Annotated in this window: 15 protein-coding genes; 3 read left to right on the forward strand and 12 right to left on the reverse strand. The window is 72.9% G+C overall.

Translation table 11 applies throughout. The annotated features are described in order from the left end of the window. Positions 1-44: 44 nt before the first annotated feature. From DP939_RS12255 to DP939_RS12305, 11 genes are all read right to left on the reverse strand, one after another. The gene (locus DP939_RS12255) at positions 45-569 is read right to left on the reverse strand and encodes an Nramp family divalent metal transporter (protein WP_113980798.1); all 525 of its coding nucleotides are present in this window, start codon (positions 567-569) and stop codon (positions 45-47) included. 208 nt (positions 570-777) lie between these two features. Continuing rightward, positions 778-1,965, reverse strand: coding sequence for a VWA domain-containing protein (locus tag DP939_RS12260; RefSeq protein WP_113980799.1), 1,188 nt, complete (start codon positions 1,963-1,965; stop codon positions 778-780). Continuing rightward, entirely contained in the window at positions 1,962-4,148 is a 2,187-nt protein-coding gene (locus tag DP939_RS12265) for a DUF5682 family protein (RefSeq protein WP_113981137.1), read from the reverse strand. Before DP939_RS12265 ends, DP939_RS12260 begins: the two co-directional genes overlap by 4 nt. Further along, on the reverse strand, positions 4,138-5,205 hold the full coding sequence (locus DP939_RS12270) for an ATP-binding protein (RefSeq protein ID WP_113980800.1): 1,068 nt from the start codon (positions 5,203-5,205) through the stop codon (positions 4,138-4,140). The genes DP939_RS12265 and DP939_RS12270 overlap by 11 nt, the downstream gene beginning before the upstream one ends. Then, complete coding sequence (locus tag DP939_RS46925) at positions 5,202-6,842, reverse strand: DUF5691 domain-containing protein (RefSeq protein WP_199565118.1); 1,641 nt, start codon at positions 6,840-6,842, stop codon at positions 5,202-5,204. Before DP939_RS46925 ends, DP939_RS12270 begins: the two co-directional genes overlap by 4 nt. Positions 6,843-6,847: 5 nt before the next feature. Continuing rightward, positions 6,848-8,179, reverse strand: a complete 1,332-nt coding sequence (locus DP939_RS12280) for an SWIM zinc finger family protein (protein ID WP_113980801.1) — start codon at positions 8,177-8,179, stop codon at positions 6,848-6,850. A gap of 388 nt (positions 8,180-8,567) precedes the next feature. Further along, positions 8,568-9,149: a TetR family transcriptional regulator gene (locus DP939_RS12285; RefSeq protein ID WP_113980802.1), complete on the reverse strand. Its 582-nt coding sequence runs from the start codon at positions 9,147-9,149 to the stop codon at positions 8,568-8,570. 53 nt (positions 9,150-9,202) lie between these two features. Then, entirely contained in the window at positions 9,203-10,693 is a 1,491-nt protein-coding gene (locus DP939_RS12290) for an aldehyde dehydrogenase family protein (protein WP_225878198.1), read from the reverse strand. A 91-nt stretch (positions 10,694-10,784) separates the two neighbouring features. Beyond that, a complete protein-coding gene (locus tag DP939_RS12295) occupies positions 10,785-11,294 on the reverse strand; it encodes a GNAT family N-acetyltransferase (RefSeq protein WP_113980804.1) in 510 nt (169 codons plus the stop codon). Positions 11,295-11,331: 37 nt separating this feature from the next. Next, on the reverse strand, positions 11,332-12,573 hold the full coding sequence (locus DP939_RS12300; RefSeq protein WP_147267965.1) for a hypothetical protein: 1,242 nt from the start codon (positions 12,571-12,573) through the stop codon (positions 11,332-11,334). 10 nt (positions 12,574-12,583) lie between these two features. Next, complete coding sequence (locus tag DP939_RS12305) at positions 12,584-13,720, reverse strand: helix-turn-helix domain-containing protein (RefSeq protein WP_113980806.1); 1,137 nt, start codon at positions 13,718-13,720, stop codon at positions 12,584-12,586. A 272-nt stretch (positions 13,721-13,992) separates the two neighbouring features. Between DP939_RS12305 and DP939_RS12310 the strand changes: the two genes are divergently transcribed. Beyond that, complete coding sequence (locus DP939_RS12310) at positions 13,993-16,317, forward strand: Tex family protein (RefSeq protein ID WP_225878199.1); 2,325 nt, start codon at positions 13,993-13,995, stop codon at positions 16,315-16,317. A 93-nt stretch (positions 16,318-16,410) separates the two neighbouring features. Continuing rightward, positions 16,411-17,268, forward strand: coding sequence for a pentapeptide repeat-containing protein (locus tag DP939_RS12315; RefSeq protein ID WP_113980808.1), 858 nt, complete (start codon positions 16,411-16,413; stop codon positions 17,266-17,268). A 113-nt stretch (positions 17,269-17,381) separates the two neighbouring features. Here DP939_RS12315 and DP939_RS12320 read toward each other — a convergent pair whose 3' ends face one another. Next, complete coding sequence (locus DP939_RS12320) at positions 17,382-17,672, reverse strand: hypothetical protein (RefSeq protein ID WP_113980809.1); 291 nt, start codon at positions 17,670-17,672, stop codon at positions 17,382-17,384. A 221-nt stretch (positions 17,673-17,893) separates the two neighbouring features. Between DP939_RS12320 and DP939_RS12325 the strand changes: the two genes are divergently transcribed. Beyond that, complete coding sequence (locus DP939_RS12325) at positions 17,894-18,643, forward strand: SDR family NAD(P)-dependent oxidoreductase (RefSeq protein WP_113980810.1); 750 nt, start codon at positions 17,894-17,896, stop codon at positions 18,641-18,643. Positions 18,644-18,799: the final 156 nt, after the last annotated feature.

Consider the following 18,799-nt stretch of genomic DNA (forward strand, 5'->3'; position numbering starts at 1 on the left):
GGGACGCCGGTTCGCCTGGCGGCGAATCGGCTGTTCCTGCCCCGCTACGCGGGACGGTCGGCTTCACCCCCGGCCTGAAGGCCGGAGCACTGCCGACGAACCAGGTAGACGACCGGCGCGACGGTGAGGATCACGCCGATCAGCACCAGCTCGCCGATCGCGACCAGCGCGGGATCGCCCGCGCCGACCGCGTAGGTGAGCACCGTGGCCGAACTCGTCGCCCAGCCCGGCCACATGTTGGCGAGCACCGCCATCGCGATGAAGACCAGGCCCCAGGGCCGCCACAGCCGGCTGAAGCCGGTCAGCGCGGTCTCGCCGGTGGCCAGCGTGTAGCGCTCGATCTCCATGTTGATGAAGAACTGGACGATGACCCCGGCGAACGCGCCCCACAGGAAGACCAGGCCGACGTTGGCGGAGATGTAGGGCCACAGCACGAACTCGCCGGAGGCCAGCCCGATGGCCGCGGCCACGACTCCGGGGCCGATCACGCGCCGCAGCGGGCGGGGGTCGGGGAGGTCGGCCACGGCGACGTCGGGGATCTTGCCGCGGGCCGTCGGGAACGTCGGCATGCTGCGTCACTGCACCCGTGCGGGCGCGGTCAAACCCGCTGTAACGGCTCCCTCACCACGGCGTCACCGGCCGCCCGGCTCTCCATATCAGGCCGGGCCGCCGGGCAGCAGGTCCTGGCCGGACTCGCGCTGCTCGCGATCCTCGGCGCGGAGGCCGGGGCCGGTCACTGAACCGGCGGGACGCCGTGGCGCGCCCCGCCGGTGGGCGTCACCCCACGGCCCCGGCCGGAAGGTGGCGCTCGGCCCATGCCCGGATGTCGCGCCGCTGCACCGCCGCCGCCATCAGGGACGGGAAGGCGTCGGGGGTGCAGGCGAAGGCGGGCACGCCCATCGCGGCCAGGGCGGCGGCGTTGTCGTGGTCGTAGGACGGCGCTCCCTCGTCCGACAGCGCGAGCAGGACGATCACCTGGATCCCCGCCGCCAGCATCGCCGCCACCCGGCGCAGCATCTCCTGCCGGACCCCGCCCTCGTAAAGGTCGCTGATCAGCACGAACGTGGTGTCGGCCGGACGGGTGACCAGGCCCTGGCAGTAGGCGATGGCCCGGTTGATGTCGGTGCCGCCGCCGAGCTGGGTGCCGAACAGCAGCTCGACCGGGTCGGCGAGGCGGTCGGTGAGATCGACCACGGCGGTGTCGAAGACGACCAGTGAGGTCGAAAGGGAGCGCATCGAGGCGAGCACCGCGCCGAACACGCCCGAGTAGACCACCGAGGCGGCCATCGACCCGCTCTGGTCGACGCACAGCACCACCTCGCGTTTCACCGCCTGCTGCCTGCGGGCGTAGCCGACCAGCCGGGAGGGCACGACGGTCCGCCGCTCGGGCAGGTAGTGCTTGAGGTTGGCCCGGATGGTGCGGTCCCAGTCGATGTCGGCGGGGCGGCGCGGCCGGTGGGTGCGGGCCGAGCGGTCCAGCGCGCCGGTGATCGCGGTGCGGGTGCGCTGGGCCAGCCTGCGTTCGAGGTCTTCCACGACCTTGCGGACCACCGCCCTGGCCGACTCCCTGGCCTCGTCGGGCATCACCCGGTTGAGCGACAGCAGCGTGCCGACCAGGTGGACGTCGGGCTCGACGGCCTCCAGCATCTCCGGCTCCAGCAGCAGGGCGGTGAGGTTCAGCCGCTCGATGGCGTCCTGTTGCATGACCTGGACGACCGTGCTGGGGAAGTAGCCCCTGATGTCGCCGAGCCAGCGGGCCACGGTGGGCGCGGAGGCGCCCAGGCCCGCCGAACGGGAGGAGCCCGTCCGGCCTCCCTCGCCGGGCCTGCCGTACAGGGCGGCCAGGGCGCCGTCCATCTTCGCGTCGGCGCCGCCGAGCGCGCAGCCGGTGCCGTCGGCGTCGCCGCCGAGAACCAGCCGCCAGCGCCGCAGCCGCTCATCGGCCGTGCCGGTCACGTCGTTCATCCGGACCTCCCCAAGATCGTCAGTACCGTCGCGACGGCTCCGGCCGCCCGCTCCTCATCGATCTCCACCGTGGCCTCGCCCCGGCCGCCGCCTGCCCCGGACCGGCCAGAGTTGCGCACCCGCTCGCCGATGGCCCGCCGCTCGGGCGCGTCGAAGCTCGCGAACGTGCGGCGCAGCAGCGGCAGCACATCGACGAACGCCGTGCCGGAAAGGCCGCTCAGCCAGCGGTCCACCAGCCCGAGCAACTGCGCGTCGTGGACCAGCAGCAGCCCGCCACCCGCCAGGAAGCCCTCCACCCAGGAGGCGACCCGCGCGGGCGGGTGGCCCGCCGAGGTGGCGAGCCCCATCCGCCGGGCGGTCTCCGCCCCGTCGAAGGAACCCGCGTCCAGCAGCATCCGGGTCAGCCTGCCGTCGATCCGTCCGTGCAGGTCGGCGCGCCCGGCGACGCCGTGCAGGGCGGCCAGCCAGGCGGCCCGCTCGGACTCCGGCAGCAGGGCCGTGGCCGCGTGCACGGAGTCCAGGTGGCCGATCATCTCCTTGGCGGCGTCGTCGTCCAGGCCGGTCAGCGCCGGGGAGAGCCCGGCGCGGATGCGGGCCAGCATCGAGGCGACCACCTTGCCCAGGCCCTCGGCCGGGGTGCCGCGCACGTCGCCGTAGCGCAGCGCGCGGGCCGTCGCGGGCACCGCCGCCATCAGGTGGGTCACGTCGGGGTCGAGGGCCGCCCGCTGGGTGAGCGCGTCGAGGGCGTACGGCAGGGCCTCGCCGAGATCGGCCAGCAGGCACGCCTCCAGGGTCTCGGTGAGGTCGGCCAGCGTCACCCCGTCCCTGGTCATGAGGTCGCGGGCCTTGGCCGCGGCGGCGGCCCCCACGGTCGTGCCCCACGCGCTCGCCTCGATCAGCTCGACGTCGAACTCCGGCCGCCACACGAGGGTCCACGACTCGCGGAAGGTGCCCTTGCCACGCGACTCGCGGGCGGTGCCCCAGGGGACGCCGAGCAGCCGCAGCCGGTGCAGCAGCACGCTGCGCCCGAGGTCGAGCGGCTTGCGCAGGTCGAGATCGAGGTCGCGGTCCAGCGCCTCGGGCTTGAGCTTGAGCCTGCGCTGCTCCTCGCGCAGGTGCCGTTGCAGCGGGACCATCGGGGTGTCGTCGGGGACCGCGCCGAGGCGTTCGCCGACGACCATGTGCCGCTGGATCAACTCGACCGGCAGGTCGTCGCCCTCGCAGAGCACGGCCCTGGCCGCCTCGGTGACCTCACCGAGGCCCGCCAGCGGACGCCCGCGCAGCGCGGCGAGCCCTTCGGCCAGCCGTACCGACTCGATGACGTGCGCGGAGGAGACGGCCAGGCCCTCCTCGCGCAGCACGCCGGCCGCGCCGGTCAGCCAGCGTTCGACCGGGCGGTCCGGGGCCGCGAACAGGTGGTCGTACCAGCCGGGGGACGTGACGCCCGCGCCGTAGCCGCTGTGGGCGCTGAGCCTGCCGTACGTCCACGGCACCCAGGTGATCTCGACCTTGGCCTTGGGCAGCCCGCGCAGCGTCGCGTCGTCGGCCTTCGCGGTGATGGGCGCGGCCAGCGCGGGAACGTGCCAGGCTCCGCAGACCACCGCGATCCGCTCGAAGCCGTCCTTACGGGCGCGGCGGACGGCCCGCCGCATGTGGGCCTCGCGCAGCGCCTCGCGCGGGCCGGGTACGTGCCCGTCGCGCACGGCCGCCATCGCCTCGGCGATCACCTCGAACGGCGTCGCCCCGGCGCGGTGCTCGACCACGTCCTCCCACCAGCGCTCGGGGTCGTCGTATCCGGCGGCGGAGGCCAGCGAGCCGATCGGATCGGCCAGTGCGGTGTCGTCGTCTTCCGTGACGGTGGTGGCGAACATCGCGGAGGCGGGCAGGTCGCAGAAGCGGACGGGCACACCGGCGCCGAGCGCGTGCCGGATCGCCTGCCACTCAGGGGAGAACCGGGCGAAGGGCCAGAAGGCGGACTTGGCCGGCTCGCCGGGAACGTGCGCGAGCAGCGCCACCGGCGGCTCCATCGCGGGGTCGCCCGCCAGCGCGACCAGCGGATCGGCCTCCGGCGGCCCCTCGATCAGCACGATGTCGGGCCGCAGCCGGGCCAGCTCCGCACGGACCGCGCGGGCCGACCCAGGGCCGTGGTGGCGGACCCCCAGCAGGGCGGGTTCAGCCGGCATCGCGGCACGCACGGTAGAAGTCGCTCCAGCCGTCGCGCTCGCGCACGACGGTCTCCAGGTACTCGCGCCACACCACCTGGTCCGAGACCGGGTCCTGGACCACCGCGCCCCGGATGCCGCCCGCGACGTCGGCGGCCCGCAGCACGCCGTCGCCGAAGTGGGCGGCCAGCGCGACACCGCTGGTCAGCACCGAGATGGCCTCGGCGGTGGACAGCGTGCCGCTGGGCGACTTGACCTTGGTGCGGCCGTCTTCGGTGACGCCCGAGCGCAGTTCGCGGAACACGGTCACCACCCGGCGGATCTCCTCCAGCCCGGCCGGGATCTCCGGCAGCGCGAGCGACCGGCCGAGTTGTTCCACCCGGCGCGAGACGATGTCGATCTCCTCCTCGGCGGTCGCGGGCACCGGCAGCACCACGGTGTTGAAGCGCCTGCGCAGCGCGCTGGACAGCTCGTTCACGCCCCGGTCGCGGTCGTTGGCGGTGGCGATCACGTTGAACCCGCGCCGCGCCTGGACCTCCTCGTTCAGCTCCGGGATCGGCAGGGTCTTCTCCGACAGCACGGTGATCAGCGCGTCCTGGACGTCGGACGGCATGCGGGTCAGCTCCTCCACCCGCACGATGCCGCCGTCGGTCATGGCCCGCATCACCGGGCTCGGCGTCAGCGCCTCCCGGGAGGGGCCTTCGGCGAGCAGGCGGGCGTAGTTCCAGCCGTAGCGGACGGCCTCCTCGGCGGTGCCCGCGGTGCCCTGCACCAGCAGGGTGGAGTCACCGCTGACCGCGGCGGCCAGGTGCTCCGACAGCCAGGTCTTGGCGGTGCCGGGCACGCCGAGCAGCAGCAGCGCCCGGTCGGTGGCGAGCGTGGCCACGGCCACCTCGACCACGCGGCGGGGACCGATGTACTTGGGGGTGATCTGGTCGCCGTCGCCCAGGATGTACGTCGTCACGGCCCACGGGGACAGCCGCCAGCCGGGCGGCCGTGGCCGGTCGTCTGACTTCGCGAGCACGGCCAGCTCCTCGGCATAGAGGTCTTCGGCGTGCGGACGCAGGACGTCGGTCACGACAACTCCTTCAACATGTCGCTTCGGTAGCGGAGGACGGCGGCGACCTCCTGGACTGGTGGCTCGGGTGACAACCCGGCCGCCGCCTGGTGCTGCGCGGGGTCGGCCCGCTCACCGGCGAGCCTGATCAGCTCGCCGAGGTTCCATGGCTGGGTGCCGGCCACGTCGAGGATCTTGTGCAGCACGGCGCGGGTCAGGGCGGGACCCCAGGGGGCCGCCGCGCCGCCCAGCACCATGATCAACTGTCCGTCCACGGGGTGCCGGGCGACGAAGTCGGCGGCCAGCGCCTCCTGCTCGGCGGGACGGAGCACGGCGAGCAGTTCGGCCAGCGGATCGACGGCGAACAGTGCCCGCGCCCAGGCGGGGTCGCGCTGCAGCACGGCGGCGCGCACCCAGCCCGCCCGCACCTCGCGTCCCCAGTCGACGATCTTCATTCCGACGAGGATGTCGGGCGGGACGCCGAACACCTCGGCCCACACCCGAAGCGGGGTCCGCGCCACCACCTGCTGGAGCCACCAGCTCCGCTCGCCGGTGCCGCGCGGCGGAGCCGCCCGTACGCCGTCACGGGCCATGCCCGCGTCGCAGCTCTCCGGCGGCACGACCGCGATCCGGCCGCCCGACGGACGCAGACACCGCCGGCCGCGCTCGGCCATCCGCTCCCCGAGCCGGGAACCGGGCAGCCGGGTCAGCAGATCGGCCGCGGCCTGTCGTACCTCACGACGCCGGTCGTCCAGCGCGGCCTCCAGGAACGGCTCATCACCCGCGGACAGCCCGTCTTCGAGCACCCCGAGCAACACGGCCCGATCATCGGGCCCCTCCCGCTCCCACCCCCGCGCGAGCAGCCTCAACGCACCCTCGGGATCGACCATCCTCAACCCCGCCAGATACGCGACCCGATCCCCCTGAGTCCCCAACCGCCAGACCTCGGCCTCCCCAGCCCCGATGGCTCCATCCGTTCCGGCATCGCCGGAGTCCCCGCCCCCATCGGAATCACCAGGACGCCGACCAGAACCCGCCTCCCCCGGCATACTCGGCCCGACAAGACCGTCCCGCCCAGGACCCCCGGGTTCAGCGGAACCGGGCACCACCACCGCACCGGGCCCGACGTGGTCGGCCCGCCCCGGCGTACCGGAACCCGGCACCTCGCGATCAGCGGGGGCCGGTGGTGGGGTGGTGGGTTCTTTGTCGAGGAAGGGCCAGGGGTGGTCGTGGATGGTGGCCAGCCAGCGGCCGCGGCGGCCGGCGAGGGCGGTCACGTGGGGGCGGATCGAGCGGTCCTTGGCGGCGTGGTCGAGGAGTTCGGGCAGCAGGTGCGGGGGGACGCGCAGGCCCCGCCGGGCCGCCTCGGCCAGCCACTCCGGCAGCAGCCGGGCATGCTCGCCGCCGAGAATGCGCGCCAGCCGGTCGGCGGCGGCCCTGGGAACCGCCGGGCGGTCTTCGGCCGGTGCGGGCGGCAGCGGCTCGCCCGTGCCGGGCCGCTGACCCGCCCGCCTGCGCACGGTCTCCACCGCCGCGCGTTCGAGCAGCTCCACGGCGGGATCCCCGCCGCCCGCCGGGTCGGACGGCGGCCTGCGGTCGGTACCGACCAGGGCCGCCGAGACGATCTCCGGCCACTCCGCTCCCGATTGCTCACGCACCCCGCTCACAGCACGATCACCTGGCCTTCCTCGTCATGGGTCGAAAGCGGGACCAGCCCGCGCGGCGTCCACTCCGCGGCGACCGTGAGCGGGTGACCGCCGGAGGCCGCGATGAGCCGCCACGGCGGTCTCTGGGCGGCCAGTGACCAGCCCTCCGCCTGCCCAGGGTGGCCGAGCAGCCAGCGCTCACCGCCGCGCAGCGGGACCACCCCGGCCAGGACCACCGGCCAGGAGTCCAGCCATGGGTCGGCGGCCAGCGCCCCGGCCACCTCCGACAGCGCCGCCGAGATCGAGACCCCGGGCGGCTCACCCCCGTTGCGCATCGAGTGGCGCTCGGCGACCTGGGCGCGCAGCGGCCCGGACCCGGGGTAGAAGGCCAGGTCGGCATCGACCGCACTGCCGGTGAGCAGCGAGGCGTCCAGCGGCTGCCCGATCGGCGCGAACGACAGCACCAGGGCCGAACGCCCGGTGGCGCGCCCGCGCAGCCAGACCCGGCGGGCGATCAGCCGGTCCTGTTCGGTGTCGCGCCTGCCGAGAACATGCCATTCGTCGCGGACCGCGGGCCCGGCCAGCACCTCCTCGCGCGAGACCGGGAAACCCACCCGGGACCTGACCGTCTGCCCGAGGTCGCCGCCCTGCTCACGCCGGTGCGCCACGGCCAGCAGGTGCAGCAGCGCGTACTCCTCCAGCAGGCGCCCCGGCCAGTCGTCGCCGGAAAGGACCGGCCCCAGTCGTCCGACCGCGCTCGCGACCCCGGGGGCCTGGGCGTCCACAAGGCGCTTGGCCAGGTCGTCCCAGTGGCCGAAGCCGGAGGTGCGGGTGCCCGCCATGCCCTGCCGGATCTGGTCGGTCAGCCATCGCTCCAGCTCCGACAGACCTGCGGTGACCCGCCGCTCGCGCTGCGCCGCCCGCGCGTCGGCCTGCTCGCGCCCGCGCGCATGGTCCTCCGCATCGCTCGCCTCGGCCGTCGGCTTGGCCGCGACGGCGGCGGCCCGCCGGTCGGCGCGGTCTTGGCGCTGGGCCATCCACTCCGCCGCCCACGGCGGCAGGCCCGCCGCCTCCGGCACACCACCGGCCGACCACAGCAGCAGCAGGCCGACCGCGTGCTTGCAGGGGAACTTCCTGCTGGGGCAACTGCACTTGAAGGCGGGCTCGGACAGGTCGACGCAGGCGCGGTACGGGGTCGCGCCGCTCCCCTTGCACTCGCCCCACACCACCTCGGACGCCACCCCGGACGCCGGCCACTTCCCGGGCGCGGCCACGCCTTGTGCGGCCTTGCGCGAGGGGGCGTCGGGGGCGAGCTCCAGCACTTGATCACGGCTCCACCGATCGATCACGCTGCGCAGATTAGCGGTCCTCACCGACAGAATCGCCCCGCCCGAACACCCCCGCCCCCACCTGCCACAACGACCGGCCAAGGTCGCCGATCCACCCCGGCATGCGGCCCGCCTCCGCTGCGGGGGCGGACCGGGCGGGCACGGGCCGCGTGAAGTGCGCGGGCGGATCTCACCCGCGGCCATGGATGCATGTCAGTGGCGACCGCGACAGGGCGGGCGTAGCGCTCCAGAGAGCCTACGGAGGGTTCGGCGGCGCGCCGGCGGGACGGCCGGGCCCGCCCGGTGGGCGGCGGACATCGCCGCTCGGGGTACGGCGGCGGCCGGGGCGTAACACGGGGAGGCGGCTGGGCGGTGCAGGGCTGCCGGTGCCCCCGGTCAGCCCCGCAGGTCAGGGCGCGAAGGCGTGTTCGACGGCCCGGGCGAGCGCCCTGCGGCGCCGGTCGTGGTCGGCCGGGGGGTCGTCCTTGCTCGCGGCGTACATGGCGCTGGCCGGTGACCAGGTCAGCGACATGGCGGTGACGATGGCGAGCACCTCGGCCGGGGCGATGGACGCGTCGACCATGCCCGCGGCCTGCGCGTCGGCGATCGCCTGGAGCTTGCCGGCGTCGTGCCCTGGCATGAACCCGAGCAGGTCGCCGGTCGGGGTGCGTTCCAGACGGGACCAGGCGGCGAGCCGGACGAGTTCAGGATGGACGAGATAGGCGTCATAGAGGCGTACGGCATAGCCGGCCAGGTCGTCGCCGGTGGTGGGGACCGTCTCGACGATCATGTCGAGGTGCTCGGCGAAGACGGCGTCGAAGAGCTCGTCCTTGCTGCGGTGGTACTTGTAGATCTGCGCCTTGTTGACCTGGGCGTTGGCGGAGATGCGGTCGATCCTCGCGCCGGCGATGCCGAAGGCGGCGAACTCGGCCGTGGCCGCATCGAGCAGGCGGCGCCGTGACGCCTGGCCCGCGCGAGTGATCTGTCCCATTTTCGCGACTCTATACGAAAAACAAACCGGTTCGTTTCACGGCGCGCGTGTGATCAGAGCTGGACCATGACGGTCTTGGTCTCGGTGAACGCGTCCAGGACGTCGGTGCCGTGCTCGCGGCCGATGCCGGACTGCTTGAAGCCGCCGAAGGGGACGGTGCCGGCGGTCATCTGCCCGTAGGTGTTGATCCATACGGTGCCGGCCTGGAGGCGCGCGGCGACCCGGTGGGCGCGGGCGAGGTCCGTGGTCCACACGGCGGAGGCGAGGCCATAGTCGGAGTCGTTGGCCAGTCGCAAGACCTCGGCCTCGTCGGTGAAGGACATCAGCGCGGCGACCGGGCCGAAGATCTCCTCCTGAGCGATGCGCATGTCGTTGGTGACGTTGTCGATGACGGTCGGCGGGACGAACAGGCCCGGGTCTCCGGTCAGTTCACCGCCGTGGCGCAGGCGTGCTCCCTCCTCACGGGCGATGCCGAAGTAGGAGGTGACGCGGTTGTAGTGCTCCCGGGAGGCGAGCGGGCCCATGCGGGTGCCAGGGTGGAAGGGATCGCCCATGGTGTAGGAGTCCAGTTCGCCGGCGAGCAGGCGGCCGAACTCCTCGCGTACCGATTCCTCGACGAAGATCCGGGTGCCCGCCACGCAGCCCTGCCCGGTGCCGGCCAGGAAGCCGAGCGCGGCACCCGCGGCGGCCGCCTTGAGGTCGGCGTCGGCGAAGACGATGTTCGGGGACTTGCCGCCGAGTTCCAGGGTGACGCGCTTCAGGGTGCCGGTGGAGGCTTGAAGGACGTGCTTGCCGACCGCGGTGGATCCGGTGAAGGAGACCTTGTCGACACCGGGGTGGGTGATGATCGCCTCGCCTGCGGTGGGGCCGTCGCCCGTGATGACGTTGACGACACCGGGGGGCAGGTCGGTGGCCTGCAGGAGCTCTCCCAGCCGCAGGGCGGTCAGCGGGGACTGCGGGGCGGGCTTGAGAATGAGGGTGTTGCCGGTGGCCAGTGCCGGGCCGAGCTTCCAGACGGCCTGGAGCAGCGGGCCGTTCCAGCCGGTGATACCGGCGACCACCCCCAGTGCCTGACGCACGGTGTAGTGGAACTGCCCCGGCCCCGAAGGGGCGGTCTGACCGTAGATCTTGGTGGGCCAGCCCGCGTAGTGGCGGACGACCTCCACCGAGTGCGAGACGAACCAGCGGCTCAGGGAGAGTGGCGCGCCCATGTCGAGGGACTCCAGAGTGGCGAGTTCCTCGGCGTTGTCCTCGATCACATCGGCGATCTGCAGAAGTATCCGGCTGCGCCGGTAAGGAGTGATGGCCGACCACGACGGGTCCTCGAACGCACGGCGGGCAGCGGCCACGGCCGCCTCGACATCCTCAGGACCGGCCACGGCGACACGGGTCAGCGCCTGCTCGGTCGTCGGGTCGATCGTCTCGATGGTCTCGCCGGAGCGGGCGGAGATCCACTCGCCGCCGATCAGCAGCTTCTTGGGGCCGCCCTTCAGGAAGTCCGGTGAGGGGCGGTCGGCTGGGGCGAGCATGAGCGGTGCGGGCACGGGATGCCTCCGTGGCAGAAATAAACAAACTGGTCTGTTTCACTTGAGACCGTAGCCTCCTCCCTGGACGCAAGTCAAACAAACTAGTTTGTTACCCGCCCCGGCCGGATCTCGGGCCGGGGCGGCCGGTCGGGCAGGGGCGGGCGAGGGGCTTGACGAGGACCTGGAATATCTCGCCCGGCATCCGGACCGGGGGGTGGGCCCATTCCACGTAGTTCAGGCGGGCGTAGAGGCGGCGGGCGTCGGGGTTGGTGAGGGAGACGCCGAGGGCGACGTGGCGGTGGCCGCGTTGGGCGAGGACGCGTTCGGCCTCGGCGAGGAGGGCGGTGCCGACGCCCTGGTTGCGTTGGTCGGCGCGTACCTCCAGGTGGGTGATCACCGGGACGCCGGGGAGCCACTCGCGCAGTTCGGGCTCCTCGGCCGGCTCCCACCACAGGTAGACGTTCCCGACGACATCACCTCCGCGTACGGCGATGAGCAGCACGCCTCGGCCGCGACGCTGGCGGTGGAACCGTTCGAAGAAGAAATCGGCCTGCCCGAAATAGCGAATCAGCGGGGTTAAATCAGTGTAGATGGCGGGCCGTATACGCGGGTGGGGCACGAAGCACTCCGTCCTCGGTCGCCGGCTGCCTCATTTCTTAAGAATGCCCGAGAGATCCACTCGTCGTCCATTCATCCCTTACGCCCAGATAGCTACTAGATTGGTATAATTTGTGGTAACCGTGGCCTCCTGCCCCCATCCGGCGGACCACGATCTCCCGCGACTCCAGCCCCGCCAGCGTGAGGGCCTGCTCCAGGCGTACCGGCGTCGGGAGCCGGCGTGCGAAGCGCCGCCAGCGGGTCCGGTCGGCCAGCCAGGCGTGCAGGTAGTCGGCGCACAGGTCGGGCGTGATGAACTGGAGCCGCCCGTACGCCGCCTTCAGCGACAGGGTCATCCGGTGCCGCTCAGGCGTGTCGGGACACCGCTCCACCCTGCGGGTCACGTCGTCGATGAAACGCCGCCGCCTGCCCAGGAAGCCCACCCAGAAGGCCCGGTCGGCCTGGCGTACCGTGCCACCCACATCGAGCAGCGAGTAGACGCCCTCGGCGAGCACGTCGCCCAGTTCCTCTGCCCGGGCGCGGTCGGGGTGGGCGAACGGGTCGTAGGGCGCCTGGAAGGCCCTGCCGGTGACGGCGACCCGCCGCAGCCGTTTGTCGTCGAGCAGGTAGAACCAGTCGTCGTTGTAGATGTCGGGGAAGAACGACGTCGTGCGCACCGGATCGACCGCCAGCGCCCCTCCCCCGATGAACGTCTCCTGATATCCGCCCGTCCGCCGGTGCGCGTGACAGACCACCGAATTGTCGGGGAATCCGCCGATGGACAGGCCGACACCGTCGTACACGTCCAGAAGCCGCGCCGCGCGCAGCAGGTCACCGCGGTCGGCGACGGTTATGTCGTCATCGAGGAAGACGATCCGCCGCCAGCCCACCATGCGGGCGATGAGCAGGCCGAGATTGCGTTTCGCGCTGACGTCCGTCCTGCGCTCGAACTTTGTGTCGGCGAGCAGGTCCGTGGTCGCCAGCGCGGGCAGTGCCATGCTCCGCGCCTCCGGTACGTCGATGGCGAGCAGCGCGGCCCCCGCCGCGTCCGCGGCCCTGGCCGCCGCCTCCGCGTTCGCCCATCGGCTGCACAGCGCCACCAGCGGCACCGCGAGCGCGCGGGCCAGCCCCGCCACGTGCCGTAGCGCCGCCGACCGCCGCGCGGTGGGCACGACCAGCGCGTCGACGCGTCCGAGCGGCGCCGATGTCCGCCCCGCGGCCAGGAGATGCCGGTGCGAGCCGTGGTGGAAAGGGCTGCCACCCGACCCCGGCCTCCCGGACGGCGGTGGCGGACGGCTCATTCAGCGCAGCTCATTCGGTGCAGCCCGTCCACTCATGCAACAGGTTGTCGGGGATGGTCCAGTCGGGGGTGAGCACGACGCCGCCCTCGATGGTCACGCGGGTCACGATGCTGTACGACTCCGCCCCACCGAACCGCTCGGCGATGTGCTCGGCGTTGCGGTCGCGGAAGCGGGCGTCGGTGAGCGCGCGCACCACGCCGAGCACGCCCCGGCCGTACATGCCGTTGCAGATGCTGATGGTCCGTTTCCTGTTGTAGGGGTTGCGCCCGCGGAAGAAGTGGCCCACGTCCTCCACCAGGCGCTTGGCATCGCCCGAGCGGTCCAGGACCGGGTGGAAGGCACGCCGTTCCGCGCCGTCGGTCACCACGAAGGACGGCCCGGCGGGATCGTTCCAGTCGGCCACCTGCTCGACCGGCAGCCGCAGCCGGTTGAGCGCGTTCTGGGTGGCCAGGTTCCAGTCCACACCGCCCAGGAGTACCAGGTGGGTGGTGTAGTCGTCGGGATGCAGCCGCTGCGCCACGCGGAGGTTCACCTGGCTGCCGGGGTTGAGCGCGCGTACGTGCCCGTGCAGCTCGAACAGCGCGTCGAGGTCGGCGTAGGTGTACAGCTCGATGAAGTCGGGGTCGTCGCGGTCGGCGTACGGCATGCGCGCCAGCATGTCGGGGGGCAGTTGGGCGCACACGAGCGTGACCGCCTCGCCCTCCTCGAACAGCCACGGCCCCTCGCCCGGGGCGCCCGCCGTGTCGCACAGGCCGCCGAGGCCGCTGATGCCGCCAGGGGCGGGCCGGGCGGGCTCGTTGAGCCTGCGCAGGGCGGCGGCCCGCAGGGCAGAAAGCTCGCGGTACAGCTCGCCGCGCCGGGCGCGTTCCTCGGGGGTCAGCGCGGCCGGGTCGGGCATGCGCGGCCGGCCGCCCTCGATCGAGCGGCTGGTCGCGAAGAACGTAGCGTACGCCTCAAGGCGGCTGAGCGGCGGGATCTTCGGCTTGGACAGGGACTCCCAGGAGGAGATGAGCGGCACGCTCAGCGGCCGGTCGCCGCCCAGCGCCCGGGCGAGCTGCAACTGCGTGATCCTGGCCTGCGGCCACTCGTCCTCGCGCAGCGAGCGAAGACGGCGCGCGAGAGCGACCCCCGCGTCTTCTGCCGGCACTCTGCCCGCCTCCTTCAGCCGAAGTTCAACTATCTTGGTGAACTTCACTGTAATTGTGAAGCGCAACCCACATCATGGCATACCCGGGAGGGCCGATAGGCCGCAAAACATTCCGGGGAACAAAATGAATACACGGTCAGAGGCGACTTAACTGAAGTCCACTGAAAGGGCTCGCGACCGCACCCGCCGCTACCGCCGCGCCGGGGCCGCGCGACAAGTACGGCCGGATGGCGGCACAATCGTCCCCGGACCCAAGGGGGAAGGCGGAGGACGTGACCACGTCTATCGATCAGCGGATCGCCGAGGAGCTCGGCGTACGCGAGCGGCAGGTTCAGGCGGCAGTCGAGCTGCTCGACGGCGGGGCGACCGTGCCGTTCATCGCCCGCTACCGCAAGGAGGCGACCGGCGCGCTCGACGACACCCAGCTGCGCACGCTGGAGGAGCGGCTGCGTTACCTGCGCGAGCTGGAGGAGCGGCGCGCGGTGATCCTGGAGTCGATCCGCTCCCAGGGCAAGCTGGACGAGGCGCTGGAAGCCCAGATCATGGCCGCCGACTCCAAGGCCCGCCTGGAGGACATCTACCTGCCCTACAAGCCCAAGCGGCGGACCAAGGCGCAGATCGCCAAGGAGGCCGGTCTGGAGCCGCTGGCCGACAAGCTGCTCGGCGACCCCACCCTCGACCCCGCCGAGACCGCGGCCGGGTTCGTGACCGAGGAGGTCGCGGACGCGGCGGCGGCGCTGGAGGGCGCGCGGGCGATCCTGGTCGAGCGTTTCGGGGAGGACGCCGACCTCATCGGCACCCTGCGCGAGCGTATGTGGTCGCGCGGCAGGCTGGTCTCGGCCGTACGCGAGGGCAAGGAGGAGGACGGCGCCAAGTTCTCCGACTACTTCGGGTTCGACGAGCCGTTCGCCAAGCTGCCCTCGCACCGCATCCTGGCCATGTTCCGCGGGGAGAAGGAAGAGATCCTGACCCTCAACATGGACCCGCAGGAGGACGACGAGGGCGGCTATGAGGAGCGGATCGCCGACCATGTGGGCATCGCCGACCACGGCCGTCCCGCCGACCGCTGGCTGACCGAGACCGTGCGCTGGGCCTGGCGCACCCGCATCTTGGTGCATCTCGGCATCGACCTGCGGATGCGGCTGTGGCAGGCGGCCGAGGAGGAGGCGGTCCGGGTGTTCGCCGCCAACCTGCGCGACCTGCTGCTCGCCGCGCCGGCCGGTTCGCGTACGACGATGGGCCTGGACCCGGGCTTCCGCACCGGCGTCAAGGTCGCCGTGGTGGACGCCACCGGCAAGGTCGTCGAGACCGCCACGATCTACCCGCACCAGCCGCAGCAGCGCTGGGACGAGGCGCTGGCCACGCTCGGGGCGCTGGTGAACAAGCACGGCGTCGAGCTGATCGCGATCGGCAACGGCACCGCCTCCAGGGAGACCGACAAGCTGGCGGGCGAGCTGGTCAAGCTGGTCCAGGGGCTCACGAAGATCGTCGTCTCGGAGGCGGGCGCGTCGGTCTACTCCGCCTCGGCGTACGCGGCCCAGGAGCTGCCCGGGATGGACGTCTCGCTGCGCGGGGCCGTCTCGATCGCGCGCCGCCTGCAGGACCCGCTCGCCGAGCTGGTGAAGATCGACCCCAAGTCCATCGGCGTCGGCCAGTACCAGCACGACGTGTCGGAGTCCAAGCTGTCGCGGTCGCTGGACGCCGTGGTGGAGGACGCCGTGAACGCGGTCGGCGTGGACGTCAACACCGCCTCCGCGCCGCTGCTCACCCGAGTCTCCGGGATCGGCTCCGGGCTGGCCGAGAACATCGTGCAGCACCGCGAGTCGCACGGCCCGTTCGGTTCGCGGGCGGCGCTGAAGGACGTGCCGAGGCTCGGCCCCAAGGCGTTCGAGCAGTGCGCGGGCTTCCTGCGCATCCGCGGCGGCGATGACCCGCTGGACACCTCCAGCGTCCACCCGGAGGCCTACCCCGTGGTCCGGCGCATCCTGACCGCCACCGGGAGCGAGCTGCCGGCGCTGATCGGCAACGGCTCGGTGCTGCGCTCGCTGGACCCGCGTTCCTTCGTGGACGACACCTTCGGCCTGCCGACCGTCACCGACATCCTGAAGGAGCTGGAGAAGCCCGGCCGCGACCCGCGCCCGGCGTTCAAGACGGCCACCTTCGCCGACGGGGTCGAGAAGCTGTCCGACCTCAAGCCCGGCATGCTGCTCGAAGGCGTGGTCACCAACGTCGCCGCCTTCGGCGCGTTCGTGGACGTGGGCGTCCACCAGGACGGCCTGGTGCACGTCTCGGCCATGTCCAAGACCTTCGTCAAGGACCCGCGTGACGTGGTGAAGCCGGGTGACATCGTCCGGGTGAAGGTCTTGGAGGTGGACATCCCGCGCAAGCGGATCTCGCTCACCCTGCGCCTGGACGACGAGGCCGCGCCCGCCGAGGGGCGGCGCGACCGGCAGTCCGCGCCGCGCAACGGGCAGGGCGGCCGGGGCCGGCGCGGCGACCAGCCCCGCGACCGCCGCCGCGAGCAGCCGCCCGCCACGGGCGCGATGGCCGAGGCCCTGCGCCGCGCCGGGCTCGACAAGAAGCTCGGCGGCAGGTGACCCGCACCCGTCCGGCCCGGTCCGTGCGGCCGGGCCGGGCGGGTAGACTTCGGCGTTTCCGCAGGGTCACCGACGACGACAGGAGGGCCGGACGTGCCGACGCCGCCCGATGAGATCCACGCGCGCGCGGCAGCGCCGGCGGAGCTGCGGGCCGATTGCGGACGGTGTTTCGGGCTGTGCTGCGTCGCGCCCGCGTTCGCGAGGTCGGCGGACTTCGCGATCGACAAGCCCGCCGGGCGGCCCTGCCCCAACCTGCGGAAGGACTTCCGCTGCGGCGTCCACGCCACCTTGCGGGAGCGCGGCTTCACCGGGTGCACGGTGTTCGACTGCTTCGGCGCGGGCCAGAAGATCTCCCAGGTCACCTTCGGCGGCCGGGACTGGCGGGCGCATCCTGAGACGGCCGGGACGATGTTCGGCGCGTTCGCCACCATGCGGCACCTGCACGAGCTGTTGTGGTACATCGGCGAGGCGCTCACGTTCCCCGCCGCGCACGGGCTGCGGGACGACCTCGCCGCCGTGTACGCCGAGACCGAGCGGCTGACCGGCGGCACCCCCGACGCCCTGGCCGCGCTCGACGTCCGCGAGCATCGCGAGAAGGTCAACGCGCTGCTGCTCAAGGCCAGTGAGCTGGCCCGCGCGGGCCTGGCGAAGCGGCGCGGCGGCGGCCGGGCGCGCGGCAAGCGGTTCAGGGGCGCCGACCTGGCCGGGGCGGACCTGCGCCGCGCCGACCTGCGGGGCGCGAGCCTGCGCGGCGCGTTCCTGATCGGGGCCGACCTGCGCGGGGCCGATCTCCGGTCCGCCGACCTGATCGGGGCCGACCTGCGCGGCGCGAACCTCGGCGGCGCCGACCTCACCGGGAGCCTCTTTCTCATCCAGTCCCAGCTCGACGCCGCCCAGGGCGATCAGGCGACCCGGCTGCCCCCGGCGCTCACCCGCCCCGCCCACTGGTGACACCCGCTTACCACTCCGCGCGGCGTCGAGCGCCGGACGCCCGGCCTGCCGGGGGCGGCCATCGCCGTGCCGGCGTGGTCCGTTCGAGGGTGTCTTCATGCCCCCTGACTCTGTCAGGAGTGGCGGCAGGCTTCGTTCCGCGTTTCGGGAGGAGAATCCCGCAGGACGCGCCTGGCCGCCTCGGGGTCCAGCACGGACGTGAGGAACCACGCACGGGAGGCGGCGCGGGTCCTGGCCCGCTCGGCGTGTGCGCGCCGGGCCCGCCCGCGCTGCACGACCTGTACGGTCAGCGTCGCCCCGGCCACCGCGATCACGAAGGCGGCCAGCAGCACCACCACCGGGCCCGGCGGGTCGCCCACGATGACGAAGGTCTCCAGTACGGCGAGCACCGCGAGCCCGGTCACGCTTCCCAATGCCACCCATAACGCCCGCGACCGGCCACGCCGGAACGGCCAGAGCCGGGGGGCCGATCGCGGGGTGCGGGGGTCTTCGGCTCCGGGAGATCCTTCCATCGGGCGATATACCTCCGCTTCAAAGGATATTGAGGTAGTTATGCCCTTTTTCTGGCTATATCCCCCTGGTCGGTGATCCAGCGCGTACACGTACGGACCGTTACGCTGCACTCATGCCAACCGCTCTGATCACCGGCGCGACCGCCGGCATCGGCGCCGCGTTCGCCCGCCGTCTGGCCGCGGACGGGTTCTCCCTGGTCCTGGTGTCGCGCGACGCCGCGCGGCTGGAGGAGACCGCGGCCGCCCTCACCCTCCGGTACGGCGTACCGGTCGGCGTGCTGCCCGCCGACCTGGCCCGCGAACAGGACCTCGCCCGGGTCGCGGACCGGCTGCGCGAGGGGGTCGACCTGCTGGTGAACAACGCGGGCTTCGCCCTCCCCGGCGCGTTCACCGAGGTCTCCGCCGATGAGGAGGCCCGGATGCTGCGGGTGCACTGCGAGGCGGTGCTGCGCCTGACGCTCGCCGCCGTGCCGTGGATGCGCTCCCGCGGGCGGGGCGGCGTGATCAACGTCGGGTCGGTGGCCGGGTTCTTCCCGAACGGCACCTACAGCGCGACCAAGGCGTGGGTGGCGACCTTCAGCGCGTCGGCCGGGGCCGAACTGGCCGCCTCGGGGGTGCGGGTCATGGCGCTCTGCCCTGGTTTCGTACGCACGGAGTTCCATCAGCGGGTCGGGATGGACACCTCCGGCATCCCGGACCATCTATGGCTGGACGCGGACCGCGTGGCGCGTACGGCGATGCGCGACCTGGCCCTCGGCAAGCTGATCAGCATCCCGACCCTGCGCTACAAGGCGATCGCCGCCTGCGCCCGGCTGGTCCCGCCCGCGCTGGCCGCCCGTCTGGCCGCCCGCGTCGAGCACTGACCCGCCAAGGGCCGTTCCCAGGAATGCGAGAGGCCCTCACCGTGGGAGGGGGTCACAGCGAGGGCCTCTCGGTCGTGCGCCCAGGGGCGTCTGTCGGGCCGGCGTCCGGGCTTTGCGCCCGGACGACGGCCGGTGGCGGTCACCGGGCCCCGCCAG

It is taken from the genome of Spongiactinospora rosea, assembly GCF_003315795.1.
Lineage (GTDB): Bacteria > Actinomycetota > Actinomycetes > Streptosporangiales > Streptosporangiaceae > Spongiactinospora > Spongiactinospora rosea.